General features: G+C 38.6%; 14 protein-coding genes. 2 read left to right on the forward strand and 12 right to left on the reverse strand.

Features of this window, described 5'->3' with window-relative positions; genetic code table 11:
* Positions 1–42 precede the first annotated feature (42 nt).
* Positions 43–1,065 (reverse strand): FecR family protein, encoded by a 1,023-nt coding sequence (locus tag AC07VK_RS11905; protein WP_492960606.1) that lies wholly within the window; start codon positions 1,063–1,065, stop codon positions 43–45.
* A 106-nt stretch (positions 1,066–1,171) separates the two neighbouring features.
* Positions 1,172–1,732: a sigma-70 family RNA polymerase sigma factor gene (locus tag AC07VK_RS11910; protein WP_492960608.1), complete on the reverse strand. Its 561-nt coding sequence runs from the start codon at positions 1,730–1,732 to the stop codon at positions 1,172–1,174.
* Between the two features lie 269 nt (positions 1,733–2,001).
* Between AC07VK_RS11910 and AC07VK_RS11915 the strand changes: the two genes are divergently transcribed.
* Both AC07VK_RS11915 and AC07VK_RS11920 read left to right on the forward strand, forming a co-directional pair.
* A complete protein-coding gene (locus AC07VK_RS11915; protein ID WP_492954870.1) occupies positions 2,002–2,946 on the forward strand; it encodes an NAD-dependent epimerase/dehydratase family protein in 945 nt (314 codons plus the stop codon).
* Positions 2,947–3,021: 75 nt separating this feature from the next.
* Positions 3,022–3,750, forward strand: a complete 729-nt coding sequence (locus AC07VK_RS11920; RefSeq protein ID WP_492954871.1) for a YebC/PmpR family DNA-binding transcriptional regulator — start codon at positions 3,022–3,024, stop codon at positions 3,748–3,750.
* A gap of 236 nt (positions 3,751–3,986) precedes the next feature.
* Here the strand turns inward: AC07VK_RS11920 and AC07VK_RS11925 are convergent, their stop codons facing one another.
* The 10 genes from AC07VK_RS11925 to trhO all read right to left on the reverse strand — a co-directional run bounded on the left by AC07VK_RS11925 (position 3,987) and on the right by trhO (position 22,330).
* On the reverse strand, positions 3,987–4,766 hold the full coding sequence (locus AC07VK_RS11925; protein WP_492960610.1) for a carboxylesterase family protein: 780 nt from the start codon (positions 4,764–4,766) through the stop codon (positions 3,987–3,989).
* Positions 4,767–4,917: 151 nt separating this feature from the next.
* Positions 4,918–7,215 (reverse strand): beta-glucosidase BglX, encoded by a 2,298-nt coding sequence (gene bglX / locus AC07VK_RS11930; protein ID WP_492960612.1) that lies wholly within the window; start codon positions 7,213–7,215, stop codon positions 4,918–4,920.
* Positions 7,216–7,504: 289 nt separating this feature from the next.
* Positions 7,505–9,250, reverse strand: coding sequence for a discoidin domain-containing protein (locus AC07VK_RS11935; RefSeq protein WP_492960614.1), 1,746 nt, complete (start codon positions 9,248–9,250; stop codon positions 7,505–7,507).
* Position 9,251: 1 nt separating this feature from the next.
* A complete protein-coding gene (locus AC07VK_RS11940) occupies positions 9,252–10,619 on the reverse strand; it encodes a glucoamylase family protein (RefSeq protein WP_492960616.1) in 1,368 nt (455 codons plus the stop codon).
* Between the two features lie 14 nt (positions 10,620–10,633).
* Positions 10,634–12,298 carry a glucoamylase family protein gene (locus AC07VK_RS11945; RefSeq protein WP_492954877.1) on the reverse strand — a complete coding sequence of 555 codons (1,665 nt, stop codon included), beginning with the start codon at positions 12,296–12,298 and terminating at the stop codon, positions 10,634–10,636.
* A gap of 66 nt (positions 12,299–12,364) precedes the next feature.
* Positions 12,365–13,189: a LamG domain-containing protein gene (locus tag AC07VK_RS11950; RefSeq protein WP_492954878.1), complete on the reverse strand. Its 825-nt coding sequence runs from the start codon at positions 13,187–13,189 to the stop codon at positions 12,365–12,367.
* A gap of 20 nt (positions 13,190–13,209) precedes the next feature.
* Positions 13,210–14,694 carry a RagB/SusD family nutrient uptake outer membrane protein gene (locus tag AC07VK_RS11955; RefSeq protein ID WP_492954879.1) on the reverse strand — a complete coding sequence of 495 codons (1,485 nt, stop codon included), beginning with the start codon at positions 14,692–14,694 and terminating at the stop codon, positions 13,210–13,212.
* 13 nt (positions 14,695–14,707) lie between these two features.
* Positions 14,708–17,731, reverse strand: coding sequence for a SusC/RagA family TonB-linked outer membrane protein (locus AC07VK_RS11960; RefSeq protein WP_492960618.1), 3,024 nt, complete (start codon positions 17,729–17,731; stop codon positions 14,708–14,710).
* A 365-nt stretch (positions 17,732–18,096) separates the two neighbouring features.
* The gene (locus tag AC07VK_RS11965) at positions 18,097–21,000 is read right to left on the reverse strand and encodes a triple tyrosine motif-containing protein (protein ID WP_493046864.1); all 2,904 of its coding nucleotides are present in this window, start codon (positions 20,998–21,000) and stop codon (positions 18,097–18,099) included.
* A gap of 394 nt (positions 21,001–21,394) precedes the next feature.
* Positions 21,395–22,330, reverse strand: a complete 936-nt coding sequence (trhO, locus tag AC07VK_RS11970; RefSeq protein WP_492954882.1) for an oxygen-dependent tRNA uridine(34) hydroxylase TrhO — start codon at positions 22,328–22,330, stop codon at positions 21,395–21,397.
* Positions 22,331–22,349: the final 19 nt, after the last annotated feature.

Raw genomic sequence — 22,349 nt, forward strand, 5'->3', positions numbered from 1 at the left:
TGTTGGTGTTGTGGTTCTTCTTCATCATGTTTATATATTTGGTTAGTTTTTATTGGAAACCACAATGCTGGTTCCCTGGATGTAATATTTGCTTGATATGGTTCCACAGATCAGGTCGAGCTGCTCATATAGCCCTTTTTTGCTTAGATCTCCGGTAAAAGTATAGGTCGAAATCTGCTCATTATCCGATTTTATCTCTATACCATAAGCTTCAGATAAGGTTTTGAAAATTTCTTTAACGCTTTCTTCTTTAAAATTATAGCTCAAATTTGTTGGTATGTTGTAAGCCTCTGCCAAAGGAATAGGCTTGCTTACCAATGTTTTATTTAATTTGTGGTCGGCAAAAACACCTTTTTGATTTGGCGTAAGCAGAATTGGTTTAGCCAGTTTTTCTTTAGTGAAAACGAATAGCGAACTTTTCTGATTTTCCTCTACCTGAACTTTCCCCGTTCTTACCGCAACCTGAGCCGGAAGTTTATCTGTTGATGATTTTACCCAAAAGCTGGTACCCAAAACACGTATAACCAGTTTTTGATTGTACACATAAAACGGACGCTTAGGGTTTTTACTTACCGAAAAGAAAGCTGTTCCTTTTAAATAAACCATTCTTTTATTGGAAGCAAAAGCCTTTGGATAAATAATATTGGCCTGCGGTTTAAGTGTTACTGTGCTTTCATCGCTAAGCGCTATAACGATGGAACGATCAGTATCATTGGTTTTGCTGATTAAGTTTAAGCCTTCATTTTCATCAATAAAAGATTGCTCGGCATGGTTGTAATTGGTTAAATATAAACCGGCAATAAAAAATGCAACAATAATAGATGCTGCAATAGCCAATTTTGGCCAAAGCTTTTTAACTTTTAATGTGGTTGTTGGTTTCTGCTCAATATTATTGATGCCGAGCCAAGCATTCATCTGCATTTCTTCGAGAGCAGTTGATGATAAGTCTTTAAAATTCTGGTTATTTAAGTTATGATACCATTTATCTACCCATAGCTTTTCAGCTTCGGTACAATTTCCGTTTTCATAACGGCTTAGTAAATCGTAAAATGATTTCTGGTTCATAAGAAAGAATATTTGGCTCTATACTATACAAGTAACACAATGAATGCGAACCCCTAAAGGTAGGAGCTGAAAAAGCTGAAATAATTTGTAATTATCTGATAATCAGCTATAAAAAGATGTAAAAATTTTTAATGTATTCTTTTATCCTTTTAATGGATTGGGTGATATGGTATTCTACCGCCTTTTCGGAAATGTTTAAACCAGTAGAAATATCTTTGGTAGATTGGTGTTGGTAACGGCTCAGTCTGAAAACCTCTTGTGTTTTTTTTGGGAGCGAATTAATTCCTTCTTCAATAATGGAAGATAGATCGTGAAGATCGACCAGGTTTGTGGTATCATGATGGTTTTCTGAATAGGTTAGGGTCTGGTACTCCATGTACTTATTCTCCATAACGAGCCTCCTGATGTGGTTGATTACACTTAACTTGAGGGCACCGAACAAATAAGCCTGGAGGTTATTGATCACTGCTTCCTGCCGCTTTTCCCAAAGGGAGATAAAGATATTCTGCACCAATTCTTCAGCAATTACCTTGTCGCCTGTTTTTTTGTAGGCAGCCAATAAAAGCTCATTACTATAAGTAAAATATATTTTTTCGTAAGCCTGTTTATCGCCCTGTTTTAAGCGATCAAGTAAATCATTAGATTTTTCAGGCTCAGCGTGAGTCATTTGTTATTTGGTTATGCAGGTAAGTGTAGTAAATGTAATAAAATTAATGTTGAAATGTAATCAAGTTTGATTGTTTCAATATTGAAAGGTTCTAATGCTGGGGATGTCAGTTAACAGTTTTCAGTTGGCAATTTGCAGTTATCAATTGGCAATTAAACAATCGGGCCATTAAATAACTTATGTGGTTAACCTCTCAAGGATACACTAAGTATAAATATTTTATCGCCTTTTATCTCATTTTTTTACCTTTGCTCAATCTCAAAAAAATTATGCAAGAAAAAATTGTTGTTTTAGGCTCTAACGGGCAAATTGGTACCGAGTTGGTAACCATGTTACGTAAAATATATGGTGATGATCATGTGGTTGCATGCGATATACGCAGACCAGATTACGACATCAAAAACTCTGCACCGTTTGAATTTGTGAATGTACTTGATAAAGAAATGATCAATGGCATTTTTCATAAATACAGACCAACACAGGTTTACCTTTTAGCGGCTTTATTATCGGCTACAGGTGAGCAAAATCCAAAATTAGCCTGGGATTTAAATATGAACGGCTTGCTGAATGTTTTAGATTTAGCTTTAGAATATAAAACTGCAAAGGTGTATTGGCCAAGTTCAATCGCTGTATTTGGCCCGAATTCGCCAAAAGATAATACCTCGCAATATTGCGTAATGGATCCGAATACAGTTTATGGAATTAGCAAACTGGCAGGTGAGCGCTGGTGCGAATATTATAACCAAAAATACGGATTGGATGTGAGGAGTATCCGTTATCCAGGATTAATCAGCTGGAAAGCTGCCCCGGGTGGCGGCACAACAGATTATGCGATCCATATTTTTCACGATGCATTGAAAAAAGGCAGTTACCAGAGTTTCTTAAATGCAGAAACTGAATTGCCAATGATGTATATGGATGATGCCATCCGCGGAACTATTGAGCTTATGGATGCACCTGCCGATCAGATTTCGGTACGTAGCAGCTATAATTTTGGTGGCGTAAGTTTTACACCTGAGGTTTTAGCAGCCGAAATCAGAAAACATATTCCAGATTTTACATTATCTTACGCCGCTAATGATCCCCGTCAGCAAATTGCAAATAGCTGGCCACGTTCTATCGACGATAACTATGCGGCAAAAGATTGGGGATGGAAACCAGCGTTCGATTTATCGAAACTGACAATTGATATGTTAAATAATTTAAAAAAATAATATAAAGGTAGAGGGTTGAAAGGTTGAAGGCATAAGGTCTCCTATCTCAAAATCTTATATCTCAATACTCGAAAAATGGGAAGAGCATTCGAATTTAGAAAAGAGAGAAAATTTAAGCGTTGGGCCAAAATGGCGGTTCAGTTTACACGTATTGGTAAAGATATCGTAATGGCGGTTAAGGAATCAGGACCTCATCCGGAAACCAACTCGCGTTTACGTACGGCGATGCAAAATGCAAAAGCGGTAAACATGCCAAAAGATAGGGTAGAGGCTGCTATTAAACGCGCTTCTGATAAATCGATGGCCAATTACGAAGAAATTGTATATGAAGGTTATGCGCCGCATGGTGTTGCGGTTTTAATTGAAACGGCTACTGATAATACCAACCGTACCGTAGCAAACGTTCGCAGTTATTTTAACAAAACGGATGGTTCTTTGGGTAAAACCGGATCATTAGATTTCGTTTTTAACCGCAAATCTGTTTTCCGTTTTGTACCGGCCGAAGGTTTAGACCTTGAAGAGTTAGAATTTGAACTGATTGATGCCGGTTTAGAAGAACTATATGTTGAGGCTGACGAAGAAGGAAACGATGTAGCAGTTGCTCAGGGTGCTTTCGAAAACTTTGGTTCTTTACAAAAAGCTTTAGAAGAAAAAGGTATTGAGTTAAAAAGCTCTAAATTAGAACGTATTGCTTTATCGCATCACGAAGTTACAGAAGAACAAGCTGCTGATGTAATGAAATTGATTGATAAGTTAGAAGAAGATGATGATGTGCAGGCCGTTTATCACAACATGGCTGAGTAATATCAATTGAATAATTTACAAGGGCTTAAAGATTTTTCTTTAAGCCTTTTTTTGTGCAATCATCGTCATGCTGAACTTGTTTTACAAGTATAAATAGTGTTTTTAGTTGTCTTGTAGCTACTACGTGGTCAGCATCTATCTAAGAAAGACCCTGAAATAAATTACCTTCGGTGAGCTCGCTAAGGCTCGGTTCAGGGTGACGATCGAAAGGAAACCTGCGAGGTTTAATTAATCTACTATTTCTTGTGCGAAAACAACCAGCTTAACAACTCTGGCTCTGCAAAGGCACTGTCCCAGCTATTGTGGTTGGCATTTGGATATAGGGTAAATTTTACCTCATCACCAACGGTTTTTAAGCGCTCGGCGATGGCAATTGAGAATGCCGGATCAACAACATCATCCTTTGCGCCATGGAAAATCCAAAGCGGTATTTTTTGATATTTTTTAATATTGTTGGTGTTATCGCCACCACAGATGGCAATGGCAGCGGCAAATTTGCGGCGCTCTCTTCTTAACAGCTCATAAGTACCCATTGCCCCCATAGATAAACCGCCCACATACACCTGTTCTTTGTTTATATAGGGTTTATTAAGGAAGTTTTTAACCATGCCCTGTAGCGCATGCATGATTTTGGTTGGTTGGCCACCTTCTACAAAACTGATTCTCCTTTTACCTTTGGCATCTTTCTCAAAATTGGCATTTGCCCAAAAATCGTTTGATGGGCATTGTGGGAAAACAACAATAGCAGGAAAATTTTTGCGTACATCGTTTTTTAGGAACAATTTTCCACCGTGTACCAGTTGACTCGCATTATCGTTACCTCTTTCTCCGCTTCCATGCAGAAAAAATATGATCGGATATTTTTGGTCAGGATTAAAATTCTCGGGAAACAGGATTCTGTAGTAAATAGAGTCCTTTCCCTTGATATAGCTTCCCTTGTCGTATTTTTTTAAGTCTTGAGCGTTTAAAAAGAGTACAGAAAAAAGAATGCAGATAGTTAGAATAATCTTTTTCATCTGTTTAATGTGTTTTTAATCGTAATGAAGCTATCATAATTTGTTATTACCACGTGTTTTTTTGATAAATTATGATGGTTTCATTTAACAAAAATAGAAAACCCTGGCTATTTTACAATAGCTCAGGGTTTATAACCAAACCTAATTGTCTTTATTTCAGTGTAAAAGATGCCCCTTTTACATCACGTGAATTTGTTCCGATAAATACTTTAAAATCGCCGGGTTCAGCAACGAATTTTAAATCAGCATTGTAAAACTTGAGATCGTTCTCCGAAATATTAAAAGTGATGGTTTTACTTTCTCCGGCTTTTAAATTAATTTTTTGGAAACCTTTCAGCTCCTTAACCGGTCGGGTAATACTTCCCACAAGATCCTGAATGTATAATTGAACGACCTCTTTACCCTCGTATTTACCTGTATTGCTCAAAGTAACTGATGCGGTGATCGTTTTCCCCTTGGCTAAGGTATTTGAACTTAATTTAATATCGCTGTAATTAAACGTAGCATAACTCAGGCCAAAGCCGAATGGATATAAAGGATCGTTGCTTACATCTAAATAATTAGAACGGAATTTTTCGAACCATTTACCCTCTGCCAATGGTCTACCGGTGTTTTTATGTGCATAGTACAAAGGTACCTGACCCACATTTTGAGGAAAAGTTGCACTCAGTTTACCCGAAGGATTAACATCGCCAAAAAGTACATCGGCAATTGCACTTCCTGCTTCACTACCCGGGAACCAAACATTTAAAATGGAAGGAATATTTTCCTGCTCCCAGTTTAATGCCAATGGTCTGCCGGTAAATAAGACTAGTACTACTGGTTTACCCGTTTTAGCCAATGCTTTTAACAGGTTTTTTTGCGTTTCAGGAATCTGGATATCGGTTACACTGCTACTTTCGCCTGTAAATTCAGAACCTTCACCAATGGTAGCCACAATAACATCTGATTTTTTAGCAACCTCTAGCGCTTCTTTGATCATTTCAGCTTCGGTCCGTGGGTCGCGTTTGTAAGTAGGGTTGTGTATGTTTACATAACGGTGCTCCATAGCAGAATCTGCTAAAAAATTAGCCCCACGTGCTGTTAAAATTTTGGCTTTATCACCCAAAACATTTTTTAAACCTTGAAGTACCGTTACCGATTTATCAAAAAGAGCTGCAACACTCCATGTACCATACATATTGGCCGTATTATCTGCCAATGGACCGATTAAGCCAATTGTACCTGATTTTTTTAATGGAAGTACATTATTGTTATTTTTTAGTAATACAAAGCTTTCAGCTGCAATTTCGCGTGCAACCTGGCGGCTAGCCGGGCTGAAAACTTCTTTTTCTGCTCTTTCTGGATTACAGAATTTATAAGGATCAGCAAATAAGCCCAGTTTGTATTTGGCCTGAAGCACTAATCTGCAGGCCCTGTCTATTTGTGCCATGCCAACTTTTTTCTCTGCCAATGATTTTTTTAAAGTACCTAAAAAGCCTTCACCCACCATATCCATATCAATGCCAGCATTTAAAGCCAGGGCTGAAACAGTTTGTAAATCGCCCATACCATGTGCAATCATTTCAGGAATACCCGTATAATCGGTTACCACAAAACCTTTAAAGCCCCATTGGTTACGCAAAACATCGGTCATTAACCATTTGCTTCCGGCTGCAGGGATGCCATCAACTTCGTTAAAAGAAGCCATGATACTGGCTGCACCTGCATCAACAGCGGCTTTGTAAGGAGGGAAATATTCATTGTACATGCGAACTTTGCTCATATCGGTGGTATTGTAGTCTCTGCCAGCTTCGGCAGCACCATAAAGCGCATAATGTTTTACGCAGGCTAAAATTTCGTTATTAGCCTGAAGTTTACCTTGATAACCTTTCACCATGGCGGCGGCAATCTGTGAACCTAAATAAGCATCTTCGCCACTTCCTTCCGAAATACGGCCCCAACGTGGGTCTCTCGAAATATCAACCATAGGAGAGAAGGTCCAGTTAATTCCACTTGCACTGGCTTCTATTGCAGCAACCCTTGCCGATTTTTGTACGGCATTCATGTCCCAAACGCAACTCATTCCTAAGGGAATTGGGAAAACAGTATTGTAACCGTGGATCACATCCATTCCAAAAAGCAAAGGAATTTTCATTCGACTGTTTTCTACTGCAATCTTTTGAACTGCCTTTATCTTATCTACTCCTTTAATGTTAAATAAACCACCAACCTGTCCATCTCTTATTTTTTTTGAAATGTCGCTACTATTGGCCTGTCCGGTGGTGATATCGCCAGAACTTGGCAGGTTCAATTGACCAATTTTTTCATCAACGGTCATTTTCGCCATGAGGTTGCTGATGAAGGTATTCATCTTTGCATCTGCTGTCGAAACAAGTTTTTTTGTTTGTGCTGATCCGTTCAGTACAAGCAGGGTTAAAAAAACAACCAGGATATTCGCTCTCTTCATTATATGTGTGTTTTATTCTTTTATTAGCTGGTGCTCGTTTCCAACGAGTGCCTAAATGGTTTTACGATTTTATCGTCTTAACATTAATCGCTAAGAGCGATTAGTTATTTTCACACTCGTTAGAAACGAGCGTGAGCATTTATTTAATCAACTTTTTTTATTTAAGCTGGCGCTCGTTTCCAACGAGTGCCTAAATAGCTTTACGATTTTATCGTGTTTTAACATTAATCGCTAAAAGCGATTAGTTATTTTCGCACTCGTTAGAACGAGTGTGAGCTATGTATTTTTATTAATCAACTTTCTTTACCTCGGTTTTTGCCGATACACCATTCTCATTTATCGCTTCGATAGCAAAATAGTATGCCTTTTGGCTGTCCATTGCTTTGAACCAGTACTCATTAAAATCATGGATCATGATGCAATTGTATAGCTTATCTGGTGCAGTACCGTAATAAAGATTATAGGCAAATGCATGATCAACGGGTTCCCATTTGATGTAGGCACTGCGTTTATCCTTTTCTGTCCTCAGCACAATCAGGTTTTTAACTGTTGTTGGTTTTTCACCATTTCCGTTTCCAAAAACACGTAAGCCACTAATGGCAAATTTTCCGGTTGGCATATGGATGTTTACCATTTTGATAAACCTTGTTTTAACTGGCTTTTGGAGCTCGATGTAATCGTGCGGTACATCGGTTTTGTTTTGGCTTTTATCAACCAGCGTAGTCCATTTTTTTCCATCGGTTGAGCAAAGGATTTTGTATTGGTGAAAAATTCCGATCTGTTTACCAATAAATTCTGCATCCTGATCAGCATAGTTAATTTGTATGGCAGTAACGGTTGCAAGGCTCCCCAGATCAGTCTGGATCCATTCTCCTTTGTTTGCAGTTTTTGCGCTCCAATAAGTCTTGATGCTTTCATCAACAGCATTATTGGCATTAAAGCTTCCTAAAGTTGAAGAAACAGTAACGGGTTTTTTATAGTTAATGAGCATCCAGCCGGGGCCAGCAGGGCCACCTTCTTTTCTTTCAGCGGGTAAATAAAGTGGGTAATCGCCAAAGGCGGTATTCGTCCACATCACATCGTCTTTATCAAAACCCGTTGGCCAGATTCCCATCCTACGCTCCCAGGTGTTTTTTACGCAGATAATGCTGGTAGAGATGTGCCAGTAATTTTTGCCGTTATCCTGAAAGGTTGCACCGTGACCAGCACCGCGGGAAAATCCACCGCTTTTATAACTTAAAGGATCAGATTGTGGGGTAAATGGACTATCATAAAACAAAGGTTTTGTTCCAACCACCACGCCATCAGCATAACCACTAAACTCGGTTCCTGGAGCCCCATATTGAAAATAATATTTGCCATTATGTTTGGTCATCCATGCACCTTCGGCAAAGGGATCCAGAAATGTATTGTCCATATATTCGCCAAAACGCTGCCAGCCATATCGCCAGCTTTCAAGCAGGTACATTGGCGTGCGGGTGCCTTTAGGTTGAAAGGTTTTACGGTCTAATTCAACACCGTACATGGGGTAATTGTTACTGCTTCCGTTGTACATGTAAAATTTGCCATCGTCATCGGTAAAAAAGGAAGGATCCCAGCCACCAATTTCTAAAGAATCAACCAATGGGAACCATTTGTTCCCCTTAGGGTCGGTACTTCCCCATAACGTGAAGTTTTTAGTATAGGTACTCCCGAAAACAACCATGGTATCGCCAATAATGCCTACACCTGGTGCACATAATTCATCTTTTGTTTTATTCCATGGACGGAGAAATTTTCTTTCGTGGAATTTCCAGTTCAGCATATCGGCGCTATGCCAATAACCCCACTGGTTCGTACTGAAAAGATAGAAGTCGCCCTTATAATTTACGATCACCGGATCGGCAGTGGCACGGTGTTTTCCCCATTCGGTAAAAGATTCGAATGGTGTATAACCATAATCTACATTGATTGGGTTGCAATATGTTTTTTGATTTTGTGCAAATGCCGAAGCCGTGCAGATTATAATAGTTATTGTTGTAATCAGCCTTCTCATTTTATTTTTTTAAAGTCGGATGTTCAAAACCTAATTTTTGTAAGCCATTTTGAACATCTTTGTTCCCCATAAACAGCTTCCAAAGCAGGCCCGATCTGTAATTTTCGATCATCACCACCATTGGGCCTTGGTCAATACCTAAATATCTTTTCGGGTACCAATTGTTCTGTTCTGAAAAGGCGTCGTAAAAACCATATTTTCCCCAAACTTTATCCCCCAGATCTTCGTAAAGATGTCTGATTACCTTCATCGATTCTTTTGGCGTGTATGGGATTGATGATATAGCGGCAGTAGGGGAGATTACGCCAAAATCTTCCTGAGGATTGTGTGCTGCATAACCTTTTACCGAATAACTGGCCGTTAAGCCCCAGTTATTTTCGCCGTAACCTTTAAATTTCTTGGGGTTGGCTACACAGTAATCGTGTATGGCAAGGGTATGGTTTACATTATTTTCCCAATAATCGGCATAACGGTCTTTCAATCCTTTCGGGTTTAAACCCAGATAAGAGTAATGCGCCCAAAACAAAGGACCAACCGATTTTTTCTGACCCTGATAATCTAATGTAAAGGGATGACCATAAAAGTTGAAATTAGTTTTAATCTGCCCGTTTCTTGCCCAGCCTTCATGATAAACCTCTGCAGGGACGCCATGCGTAGGGGATGAGGCGGCCATAACGTACATAATCAAACATTCGTTGTAACCTTTAACGGGAAAGTTCATTTCCCATTTGTACGCTGGCGACCAATGCCAGTACAACACATTTTGGCCATTGCGGTACCAGTTGAAATCGATTCCTTTCCAAAGTTCATCAGCTTTTTTTGCCAATGTTTTTTCAGGTTCAGTACCATTTTTATAATATTCGTTAATACAGATTAAGGCCTGTGCAACAAAAGAAGTCTCAACTAAATCACCCCCATTGTCTTTTTTTCCAAATGGGCGTACTTTAGCGGTTTCGCCATTAATCCAATGTGGCCATGCACCATGAAAGCGATCGGCTTTGGTTAAAAAATCCAATATTTTATTTAAACGGTCTAATCCATCTTTTTTTGTCACATAACCCCTGTCGATCCCACTTAAAATAGCCATCAGGCCAAAGCCAGTTGCACCGGTTGCTACTGTACTCTTATCATTTTCAGGGTACACGTTATCCACATGAAAACGCTCTCTACCGGCACCTGATGTTGGTTCAGCCCCATCCCAAAAATACTGGAAGGTTTGTTTTTGAACCAGATCTAATAATTCAATATCAGAAAGGTTTTTCTTGATTTTAAGATCGGAATGATATGATGAGGTTTCATGCTGCGCACATGATGACAGCGTGAAAAGGGTAAGTGATAATAGAAAGAAGTTTCGGAATATAAATTTCATTTTGTTGTATAATGTTAAAGATTGGGACTACTAAATCCAAGGTTTTTCATGCCAGTTCTAACTTCGGGAGCCGACATAAATAAGTTCCAGATTAATTTGGTTCTATAATTTTCGATCATTACTACAATTGGTCCCTGATCTATGGCCAAAGTAGAAGAAGCAAACCATTGATCTTTTAGGGAGAAAGCATCGTAAAAACCATAATCTCCCCAGGTTTTGTTGCCCAGTTTATAATAAAAATATTTTAGCGCCTGCATCGATTCTGTTGGCGTATACGGAAAAGATGATAAAGCTGCGGTAGGGGCAATTACACCAACATCATTGCCAGGTGCACTAGCGGTGTATCCGTTTGGAATGTCGCTAGCCGTTAAACCCCAGCAATTTTCGCTATACCCATAGTTTCCAAGTGGATTGGCCTTGCAGTAGTTATAATTGATCTGTGTGTGTGCCTTAGTTTGTGTTTCGTAATTGGCATAAGCATCGCTTAAACCTGTTGGATTAATACCCAGGAAAGAATAATGAGAAAAAAATAATGGGCCACCATTGGCTGTACCCAAAGGAAGTTGGACACCATAATAGGTGTTCCCATTTTTCATGGCGCCATTTTGTGCCCAGCCATTATCATAAACTGCTTTAGGAATAGAGAAAGTAGGGGATGCTGCAGCCATTACATAAGTGATTAAGCACTCGTTCCAGCCTTTAATGGGCAGGTTCATGTCCCAATTATAATTAGGACTCCAATGCCAATAAAGTGTATTACTGTTATCTTTTCTGTACCAGCTCCATTCTACGCCGTTATAAATGGTATTAATATCAGCTCGTAATGCAGTTTCTGCTGCATCAGCTCCATTAAAATATTGACGGGCGGTAATTAGGCCCGCCATTAAAAATGAAGTCTCAACAAGGTCGCCACCATTATCTTTTGTACTGAACGGAATTACTTTTCCGGTATTGCCATCCAACCAATGTGGATAGGCGCCATGGAAACGATCGGCAGTTTTTAAAAAGGATACCATTTTCTGTACTCTTGCCAAACCATCCGCTCTGCTGATGAAATTACGGTTAACACCAGTTATTAATGCCATAATCCCAAAGCCAGAGCCGCCTGATGTAACAATATTGCCTGATGTATTTCTTTCTCTTGCCAAACCGCTTGTAGGGTGACCAAAATCCCAGAAATATTTGAATGTTTGTTTTTGAACGAGCGTTAAAAGTTCATCGTCGCCGATGCGTGCAAATTTGTCTGCATCATCAACAGCAGTAATCAGATTTACCACAATGGCCGAAAGTAGCTTGTTCCCGGTTTTCGACAATAGGCCGGTATTGACATTTAAAATATATTTAGTAATAGGTTGCAGCGCCGATGGCGTAATTACAACTGTATTATCGTTATTCTCTAGTTTGGATGTGAATGCGGCTAAATTTCCAGCATCATCATTAAGGGTAACATTAGCACCAACTGAAGTGGCATTAATTGGTGATGAAAATGTGATTTTAATAATTGGGCTATTATTTATACCATAATAGGTAAATCCATTGTAAGTATCATTAACTTTTAAATCACTAAAAGAAAATGAGCTTGGTGTAACGGGGGGATCAATTGGTGAAGGTGTATCGCTTTTTTTGCACGCAAAAAAAACAATTGATAAGATTAAAATATAAAAATATTTATTGTTCATAGTAGGAGAGTTGAAAAGGGCCACCATTTGGCAGCCCTTTTAATTTTGGCTATCAGAATAGAAAAGTTATTTTCCTCTTCCTTCTAGTTTTTGTAATGAACTAATTTCTGTATCCGTTAAAGCTTTATTGTAGATGCGAACTTCATCTAACTGACCTACTAAATAACTGGCCCAATCTTGTTTCCCTGTAGCTGTTGTTAAGCTAGGGGTAGTTTGAAAATGAACAGTACCAAAAACCATTTTACTGGCATTTTGGAATACTAATGGTCCGTTATTCGCTATTATTTGCGTCGCGATTTTTGAGCCATTTACATAAACTTTGTAAGTAGAGGTTGTTTGATCATAGCTTAACGCAATTTGATTCCATTTATCCCAAGGACTAGTCATTGCATAATTGCCTAACCAGTTGTCAGAACCTGCATTGTTTAGGTGGAATTTCAAATTTCCTGATGCTGCTGTTCCACCGTTTTCAAAGAACACTGTCATGTTTCCCCAAAAGGCAGTTGAATTAGATACATCAACCAGACCGACAATTCCCTTATCGTTCAGTGGCATTTTTTCCCATAGGGTTAGCGTGAAACTTTTTAGATTCTGAACAGCAGTAGGTGTATTAGATATAACATAACCATTTAAAGCACCTTGTAAGCCCTGGCCTTTAACAGCAGGAGCGAATGATGTTCCTGTGTTTACGCCCACAGTATTAGAAACGCTGTCAATCAAACTTCCATCAAAAGCCCAATAGGCTACCAAGCTATTTGATGCAACCTGTTTTGCACTGGTATAACCACCAATATTTAAAGCTGGAGCATAGCTTTCAGGATCAAATTCCTTTTGGCAAGAAGATAATCCTAAGGTTATCGCAGCCATCAATAAAAAATATTTTGTTTTCATTTCTATAATTTTAAAAGCGATTAATAACCTGGGTTTTGCGTTAGTGTTCCTGCACTTAAATCAATTTCAGTCGACGGAATTGGCCAAACTTCATTTTTGCCTGCTTTCCATCCTTTAGGACCAAATACGGCAGTACCACGACCTTGACGGATCACATCAAAATAACGGTCTGATTCCATTGCGAATTCAACTTGTCTCTCCTTCCAAATTGCCTGGCGAAGTGCTTCTTTATCGTTCGTAGTAACATCGGGTAATACACCTGCTACGCCACCACGGGCACGCGCCCTAACTTTGTTTAAAGATGTTTTAGCCAATGTAGCATTACCCAGTTCATTAGCTGCTTCAGCATTCATTAATAAAACATCTGCAAAACGAAGTACCCTAACATTTTGTTGAGCGCCTTCATTTACACCTGTAATAATTAAGCTGAAAGGAACGTAAGATTTTTGATTATACATCGGATTATCTCCAGTTGCTGCAATAATATCACCCTGTGGAGTAGTTTCGCCTCTAAAAATGATAGTAGCATCTCTTCTCACATCGCCTGTCTCATAAGCTGCTGCTAATGTTGCTGTTGGCACATTGAAGCCCCATCCTCCAACAGACCCTCTAACACCTTGAACTTGGCTATATTGAGAGGTGGCTGAGCCCGGGATACTTTGATTGATTTCGCATTGAATTTCAAAAACAGATTCAACGTTGTTTTCATTGTTTAAGCGGAAACCCTGCTCATAGTTTGGGAAAAGATCATAACCCATGCCCATTACAGTATTGGTTAATGAAAGTACTTGATCCCATTTGCCTAAATACATAGCAACTTTAGCATGTAGCGCTAAAGCAGCACCTTTTGTTGCTCTACCTCTATCGGCAGCAGGATACGTTTGCGGCAATGCAGCTGCTGCATCGTCTAAATCTTTTTCGATCGCGGCCCACACTTGTGCTTTAGGTGTACGGGGAATATTAAATTCAGTAGCATCTTTTGGCACATTTAAACGCAAAGGAACATCACCAAAAGCTCTTACTAATCTAAAATAAGAATAGGCACGAACAAATTTAGCTTCGCCTAGGTAGCGAGCTTTTAAACTTGCATCCATGTTTATCGCAGGAATGTTATCCAATACCTGATTACACAAATTAATATTTTGGTATTGCCCGGTCCAAAAGCCACCGAATTGACCTTCAGTTGATGAGGCCGTATAGTTATCGAAATTGTTCAAATAACTGGCATCATTCACTGAACTGCCTTTTTCAGCATCATCACCAGGGATACTTTCAACCGCTAATGCTGGAAAAGCTGTATTTTCCCAGGTTCTTAAGTTACCATAAATGGAATTTACTGCCTTGGTAGCATCATCCTGCGATTTCCAAAATGTTACAGCAGGTTGTTGCGCTTGTGGATCTACATTTAAAAAATCTTTTTTACATGCAGGACTTATCAAAATGGTTGAGCATAAAGCAATTAGCCCAAGCTTTTGTATATAGTTGTTTTTATTAATAATTTTCATGTCTTTATCGGTATTAGAAAGTAACTTGAAGACCTAATCTGTACGTCGCAGATAATGGATAAACATTTGCATCAATACCTGCGTTTGTCGGTGTTCCTCCTATTTCTGGAGTAAATCCTTTGTATCCGAATAAGTTAATGGCGTTTTGAGCATCAACAAAAACTCTGATTTTTCTTAAGGTTAACTTCGTCATTAAACTCGTTGGCAATGTATAACCCAATTGAACATTTCTTAAACGGATATATGATCCATCTTCAACATAGAATGAGTTTGGAGCTGCATTAGCTGTTGATCCAACATTAGCAGATGGATAAGTTGTAGAGGTTCCTTCCCCATGCCATCTGTTATCATAAAAATCTTTACTAAAGTTTTCGTTACCAAAACGATAGGCCACATTTGCATTGTAAACATCAACGTCAGCAACGCCTTGAACATCTAGTGAAAGATCAAATTCTTTGTAACCAAATGTTGCATTTAAGCCATAGCTATATTTAGGATTAGGATTACCAAGTACTACACGATCTTTTCCATCAATAACGCCATCACCGTTCACGTCAGCGTATTTAAAATCACCTGGTTTTGCAGAAGTTTTTTGCGCAGAAGCCGCAACTTCAGCTGCATTTTGGAAAATACCTGCTACCTGATAACCAAAGAAAGCGCCAATTGGTCCACCTTGAACTGTTCGGGTAGCCAAGGCACCGTTGGCGATACCAGCTCCACCTGCATATATAGGATTTAAGCCTGTAATAACAGATAATACTTTGTTATTATTAATCCCAACGTTACCGCTGATGGAGTAGCTGAAACCGTTTTTAGCCTGATCTGCGTAAGTTGCTAAAAATTCGAAGCCACGATTTTGGAAATCTGCCTGGTTACCAATTAGTTTACCACTTGAAGTTCCAATTGATTGTAATACGTTAATATCAAAAATTGCTTGCTCAGTTTTTTTATTGTAGAAACCAGTTTCAATACTTAAACGATTGTTCAAGAATTTAGCTTCAATACCAATATCCGTACCTACGGTGCGCTCCCAGTTTAAAAATGATGGAACGATCGAGTTTACATTTGCACCAGTATATCCAACACCATTAAAAAAAGCAACCAATTTTCCACTTTGATCAACGGTTAATGTTGTTGGGTTTACAGGAACACCCGCGTTACCAACTTTACCCCACGAACCTTTCAGTTTTAAATAGTTAACTACTTTCTGGTTTTTCATGAAGTTTTCGCCTGTTATTATCCAGCCAGCACCAACTGCAGGGAAGTTACCCCATAAGTCGCCTCCATTAAAGAATTGTGATGCACCATCTCTACGAATGGTTGCATTTAATAGATAACGATCCTTGAAGGAGTAATTTACTCTTCCAAAATAAGAAGCTGAAGTTAGTAAACTTCCACCATCTTCAACACGGCGCGTTGATGCAGTACCTAAGGCAAGATATAAATCCCCGTCGCTGCTGTATGGAACATCGAAAGCTGTAGCTCTGACAAAATAATTTTTTCTTCTCTGAGCAGTTTGCCCAAGTAATACAGTTAAATTATGATCTCCAAAAGTATTTTTATAAGTTAAAGTATTTTCAAGAATCCAGTTTCTGTTCTCATCTCTGTTGATGTTCAAAGTACTTTGAGTAGTTCTTTGCCCCTGCGTTGCTTGATAAACTGGAGAATAAGCTCTCACTTCATTTTGGCCAAAATCGCCGCCTGCACTTGTTCTAAAAATAAAGTGTTTAGCAACTGTTAATTCAGCATAAACATTACCTGTAATGCGATAGTTTTTTGATTTTTGATTGAAATAATCTAATGTTACTTGAGGATTGAAGTTATTACCTCCTCCTAATCCAAAGTCATTCGCATCACCATAACTACCATCAGCATAGTAAACAGGTACAACAGGACCTGCAGCATATAGCTGACGGAAAATACCATCACTAATATCGTTTGTGTTAATCGCTGTTCCAGATACTGTATAGCCAATTTTTAATGGTTTAAGTACTTGGAAATCATTTGAAAGCTTAGCCGTATAACGCTTATAATTCTGCGTTTTAACAATTCCATCTTCATTGGTATAACCTAGAGAGAAATTATATGTTGTTTTCTCCGTACCACCATTTACCGAGATTTGATGATTGGTTTGCAAAGCATTTCTAAAGCCTTGATTGTACCAATTAGTGCCTTCTCCATAACTTGAAGGATCTGAGAATAGCGGAGCGGCAGTTGCATCATTAGATTTAATCAATTCATTGATGATGGTTGCATATTCAGTTGCATTAGTCATCTCGATTTGATTAGTAACCTTTTTATAACCAACGGAACCATTGTAACTGATTACTGGATCGCCATTTTTACCTTTTTTTGTAGTGATCAATACCACGCCATTCGCAGCACGAATACCGTAAATAGATTGTGATGATGCATCTTTCAAAATACTTAAGTTCTCAATATCTCCAGGATTTAAGAAACTAACATCATCGAACCAAACGCCATCCACAACGTACAGAACTCCTGTGTTGCCATATACTGTACCCGTACCACGGATAGTAATTCTTGGTGATGAGCCAGGTGCACCGCTATTCGTAATTGAAACTCCCGCAACTTTACCTTGTAGTGCACTTACAGCGTTAACTGATGCTTGTTTTGAAATGTCCTCACCTTTTACAGTCGCTACAGATCCAGTTACATCAATTTTTCTCTGCGTACCGTAACCCACAACTACAACCTGCTCTAATTGTTGTGTTGATGAAGCCATTGATACATTGATGGTTGTTTGATTATTTACAGCTTGCTCAAATGCTGTATAGCCTACAAAGTTAAATACCAGTGTGGCATTAGCCGGCGCGCTAAGGGAGTAGTTGCCGTTCACATCTGTTTGCGTACCAGTTTGTGTGCCTTTAATTAAAATAGATACGCCTGGTAGGGGAGTTTTGTCACCCCCATCAACTACTTTACCTTTTACGGTAATGTTTTGCGCTAATGCTACGTTAATTGTTAGCAAACAAAATGCAGCGAGAACAGAGATTCTTGTAAAGATTCTTTTCATGCTTTATTATAAATTTAGTTTAATTGTTAGTTAAATGTGGGGTTGTTTTTGTTGATGTGCAAGTGATTTTACCTCTACATTAATACATCATCTGATACTGTGGGGTATCTCATTCAATAAAACCAAATGCCATTTTAGCCTAAAAATGCAGTTTTTTAGATTTTAACATCACATTAATATATGCACAAGTGTACAAATAACACTAAGTGTTTTGTGGGGCCACGAAGCTTGCCTTGAGAGGTAATGATGTAGTGCCGATTGGGTAAGATAACATGAAAAAGCCTCAAAAACCGTTTTTTGTGCAAACGTTCCCGAGGCTGCTTCGAGCAATTTTTGCCCGCTTTAATTTGATTCTAGCGGCAAGATTAAAGTTCCATTAAAAACTCTGTCAGGTTTTTATCGTGCGGTACTTCGAGCTTTTTACGCAAGCGATACCTGCGTATTTCAACTCCTCTTAAACTAATGTTCAACAGTGACGACATTTCTTTACTGCTCATATTCATTCTGAGGTAAGCACACAGTTTTAAATCATTCGGAACAAGATCCGGATGTTGTGCCTTTAATTTTTTAAAGAAACTCTCGTGTGCCTCGTTAAAGCTATTTTCAAATAAATGCCAATCACGTTCATCATTCATTCCATCATTAATTACTTTCTGGATTTTGCGGGTCTGATCATCTGAGAGTTTTTTACCATTCTCATCCTTTAATTTGGTGATTTCATCACTTAGCTTTTGAAGCAGTTCGTTTTTATAAACGAGGGTCATGGCCGAGTTGGCGAGTTCTCTGTTTTTCGAGGCCAATTCGGCTTGTAATTTTTCGGTTTGCAGCTTGATGATCTGCTTTTCGTTGATCTCTGTTTCCTGCCTAAGAATCTCTTCCTGCTCAGCCTGTAAACGATCGCTAATTTTTTGGCTATCCCGCTGTAATTTTCTTTCGTAGATTTTTTTGCCCAGAATTAACACCACCACAAAAAGAACAACATAACACAAAATGGCCCAGTTATTTAGATACCATGGCCGCAAAATGATAAACGAATAAACGGTTTCCCCGCTTACTGAAGTATCATCGATTTTTGCCCTAACTTTAAAAACATAGTTCCCGGCACTTAAATTGGTGAAATCTTTTTCTGTGGCATAACTCCAATCAGACCAGGCCTTAGAATATCCCTCTAAATAAAACTGATATTTAACCTTAGCCTGGCGGTAATAGGGCAATGCATAAGAAATGCGGATATTGTTGCGGCTGTTTTGGATCTCTGTTGCTTCCTCACTATTTCCAGCTTCGCTGATGAGCGAAAACTTATCGGTAATATCTTCTACACGCCTGATCAGTACGGAAGGCAATTTTTGCTTCTGCAAATTCAGTTGAGCCGTAGGATTGTAGATTACAAAGCCATCATCAACGCTGATCAGGTAAATGGAATTACTGATTCGGCTGATATTCTCATAATATTGCACCATCCTGCCATCTAAAATGCTGAATTGATTCGAATCTATTTCTACTTTACCAGGTTCGCTAAAGTTAACCAGTGCTGTTTTGCCGTGATTAATAAACCAATATTTTTTACCTCCTGCGCTAATAATTTTATTGGATGATTCGAAAGAGCCGAGTTCTTTATTAAGTGCTTCGTATTTGGTAAACTTATTGCTCAATTCATCGTAAGTATAAAAACCCGCATCAGAAGAAAAGACAATTTTGTTCTCTAAGTTGAATATATTGATGTTGTAATTGCCAGGGAGCCCGTTTTTTTCATCGAAATATTTTGTGCTGGTTACACTCGTGTAATTAGTGCTTAAGCTTAATTTGTACAACCCTTTATAAGCATGCGCCACCCAGATATCTCCTTTATTATCCTGTTCTACATATCTGGATGGGGCATCAAAGCCTGCAATTTTTGTAGCAAACTTTAATCCCAGCGCTGGAGATTCTGTAAAAAGCGAAAGCCCGGTATAAGTGCCCTGAACTAGGTAATTTGGATTCGAGTTTAACTTTTTAATCGTCCAGCCACCAGCTGATCTTGATAACCAATCGATTTTATCGCCGTTTACTTTAAATGTGCCGCTATTGTGCCCACAGATCAACTCATTATCGATAATGGCGAGTTCCCATACCTGGCCTTGCGAATTAGCGATTAACCGAAAATTAAATGGCAGTAGGTTATCTGGCGACCACTCGCTATAAAATAAACCTTGATTGGTACCGAGATAAATTTTATTGTTGAAGATAATGCTGGAGTAAACAGTGCCAAACTGACCTGTTTTATCAAAATAAAAATATAAAGGAGAGTTAAGTTCTATGCGGTCGATCCCATTATCAAGACCTGTCCAAAGATTTTGTTCATTATCAGCATATAAACTTAAAACAGTATTGTTCTGTAAACCGCTCGATTTATTGATCCGCTGCACAACCCTTCCATTCTCATCAATAATGATCAGGCCATTAAGGATAGTACCGTAAGCAAAATATTTACCCAATAAACTCACCCCATTATTAAGCTGGTAGGTTTTAAGATAACTATTTGCTGGTGTGTTCAGCGGTGTAAAATCTTTTCCGTCATAGGTAAACAATCCGTTCTTACTGGTGCCGATAATGAGGCCGCTGGTTTTATAAGGAAGGATAGAAAGAATTCCTTCTTTGCCAAGTTTTTCACTGTTTGGAATATGAATTAACTTGTTGCCAATGAGTTCGAACAAACCTTTTTCCAGTACTTCAATTAAGTACCTTTTGTTCACCTTATGAAGAAACAGAAAGGAAGATGGTGATTTTACAACCTCGATTTTGTTGTTTTTATAGAGGAATATTTTCGAAAAAGATTGAAAGATTACCCTATCCTGGTCTACATAGATTTTCCAAACTTCATCATTGATTTTTATTCCTTTTGGTAAAAGATTGGTAAGTGAGCTATAGGTTAACTGGTTGCTTTTAATTGACCAAAAGCCAAATTCACCAAAGCTACCGGTATAAATTCTTCCTTTATCGTCTGTCGCGACCGATCTAACAATTTGCCTGTTGGGCATCTGATATTTCTGCCAGTAGCGGCCATCGAAAGTTAAAAGTCCTTCAGCATTGCCAAAGTACATTACGCCATTTTTATCTTTTGCTATACTCCAGTTCTGGTTTCCTGATGAATAGACAGATTTTGGATAATTTTCTATATATGGAACGCCTATGCTTTTAATTTCTGATGCATAGGTATTTATTGCGAAGCAGGATAATAATAATAGGAGCCGGAAATAGTTTAGCATAAAATGGTTAATAGGTAAAGCCATTAATACACAAAGTAAATGAAAAATTGTTTAATAGTCGATCGTTAGTGGCCTATAGTTCATGACTATTAGTTAAAGAGGAAGGCTTTTGATAAACGATCAACAATCGACCTATTAAAAGAGATCGTTTTATGCAATATTATAATGGTCGATTGTTTTCAGCATTGAGGCGTTAAGAAACATTAAGCAGTTAAGTAAATTAAGGATAGAATACCGGAACTCGCCAACTAGCCCTGATGGCAGTGGCACGAAGCCAATTCTTCATTGGCGAAGTAAAACGTACAGCAGGACGGAACCCTTGTTGTTTGCAATGACACTGCGCTCCAAAAAAACTTATTGTGTTATAATCGCTACAATTGAAACTTTGCAATCAACTATGGACTATCCAACCCAAAACCTAACTTTTCACAACTACAGGCTGCGGAACCTTTACATAATAGCCTGTGCCATCGTAAGGGCGCTTGCGTGGATTGGTAGTGCACTCAACTGAGCAACAGCCCTGAAGCTGATCGCCGCATTCATCACATTGGGTAATGTGTTCATTACATTCAGGATTAGCACAGTTGATCATTTTAGGGGTGGTTTTACCGCAATTATAACAAACCGAAACAATGGTGGGGTTTACCTTATTTACATCGACAGCAATGCGGTTGTCGAAAACATAACACTTGCCTTCAAAATCCTTTCCGCCTGCTTCTTTTCCATATTTAATAATGCCACCATGTAATTGGTAAACATCGTTAAAGCCATGATGTAAAAGCAATGCAGATGCCTTTTCACATTTTATTCCACCTGTACAATACGTTAGTATTTTTTTGTCTTTATATTGGGCAAGTTGATTAATCTGTTCAGGGAAATCGCGGAAATTCTCGATATCGAGTGTTAATGCATTTTTAAATTTACCAAGATTGTGCTCATAATTGGAGCGTACATCCAGGATAATCACATCCTCATCATCTTTCATTTTCATGAAATCTACAGGCTCTAAGTGTTTACCTGTTTTTTCGTTCGGATTAATGATCGAGGTATCTCTTAAACCAGAATGCACAATTTCTGATTTATAACGGCAGTGCATTTTCAGAAACGAAGGCTCCTCAACATCATCTATTTTGAATTCTGTTTTTGCAAACCTTTCATCGGCATGTACAGTTTTCATGTAAGCTTCGCAAGCCTCAACAGTGCCAGAAACGGTGCCGTTTAAACCTTCATCGGCAACGATAATACGGCCAACTAAACCTAATGATTTACAAAATTTAAGATGATCGGCAGCAAATTGTTCTGCCTCTGCTATGTAACTATAGCAATAGTAAAGTAGTGTTTGATATTTTTTCATAACGCTGTTGATACCGTTG

The sequence above is a fragment of the Pedobacter sp. GW821-FHT01D05 genome (assembly GCF_059422505.1).

Coding starts and splice junctions, on each gene's coding strand:
- AC07VK_RS11905 (WP_492960606.1), bottom strand. CDS start 1,065: ATGAACCAGAAATCATTTTACGATTTACTAAGCCGTTATGAAAACGGA.
- AC07VK_RS11910 (WP_492960608.1), bottom strand. CDS start 1,732: ATGACTCACGCTGAGCCTGAAAAATCTAATGATTTACTTGATCGCTTA.
- AC07VK_RS11915 (WP_492954870.1), top strand. CDS start 2,002: ATGCAAGAAAAAATTGTTGTTTTAGGCTCTAACGGGCAAATTGGTACC.
- AC07VK_RS11920 (WP_492954871.1), top strand. CDS start 3,022: ATGGGAAGAGCATTCGAATTTAGAAAAGAGAGAAAATTTAAGCGTTGG.
- AC07VK_RS11925 (WP_492960610.1), bottom strand. CDS start 4,766: ATGAAAAAGATTATTCTAACTATCTGCATTCTTTTTTCTGTACTCTTT.
- bglX (WP_492960612.1), bottom strand. CDS start 7,215: ATGAAGAGAGCGAATATCCTGGTTGTTTTTTTAACCCTGCTTGTACTG.
- AC07VK_RS11935 (WP_492960614.1), bottom strand. CDS start 9,250: ATGAGAAGGCTGATTACAACAATAACTATTATAATCTGCACGGCTTCG.
- AC07VK_RS11940 (WP_492960616.1), bottom strand. CDS start 10,619: ATGAAATTTATATTCCGAAACTTCTTTCTATTATCACTTACCCTTTTC.
- AC07VK_RS11945 (WP_492954877.1), bottom strand. CDS start 12,298: ATGAACAATAAATATTTTTATATTTTAATCTTATCAATTGTTTTTTTT.
- AC07VK_RS11950 (WP_492954878.1), bottom strand. CDS start 13,189: ATGAAAACAAAATATTTTTTATTGATGGCTGCGATAACCTTAGGATTA.
- AC07VK_RS11955 (WP_492954879.1), bottom strand. CDS start 14,694: ATGAAAATTATTAATAAAAACAACTATATACAAAAGCTTGGGCTAATT.
- AC07VK_RS11960 (WP_492960618.1), bottom strand. CDS start 17,731: ATGAAAAGAATCTTTACAAGAATCTCTGTTCTCGCTGCATTTTGTTTG.
- AC07VK_RS11965 (WP_493046864.1), bottom strand. CDS start 21,000: ATGGCTTTACCTATTAACCATTTTATGCTAAACTATTTCCGGCTCCTA.
- trhO (WP_492954882.1), bottom strand. CDS start 22,330: ATGAAAAAATATCAAACACTACTTTACTATTGCTATAGTTACATAGCA.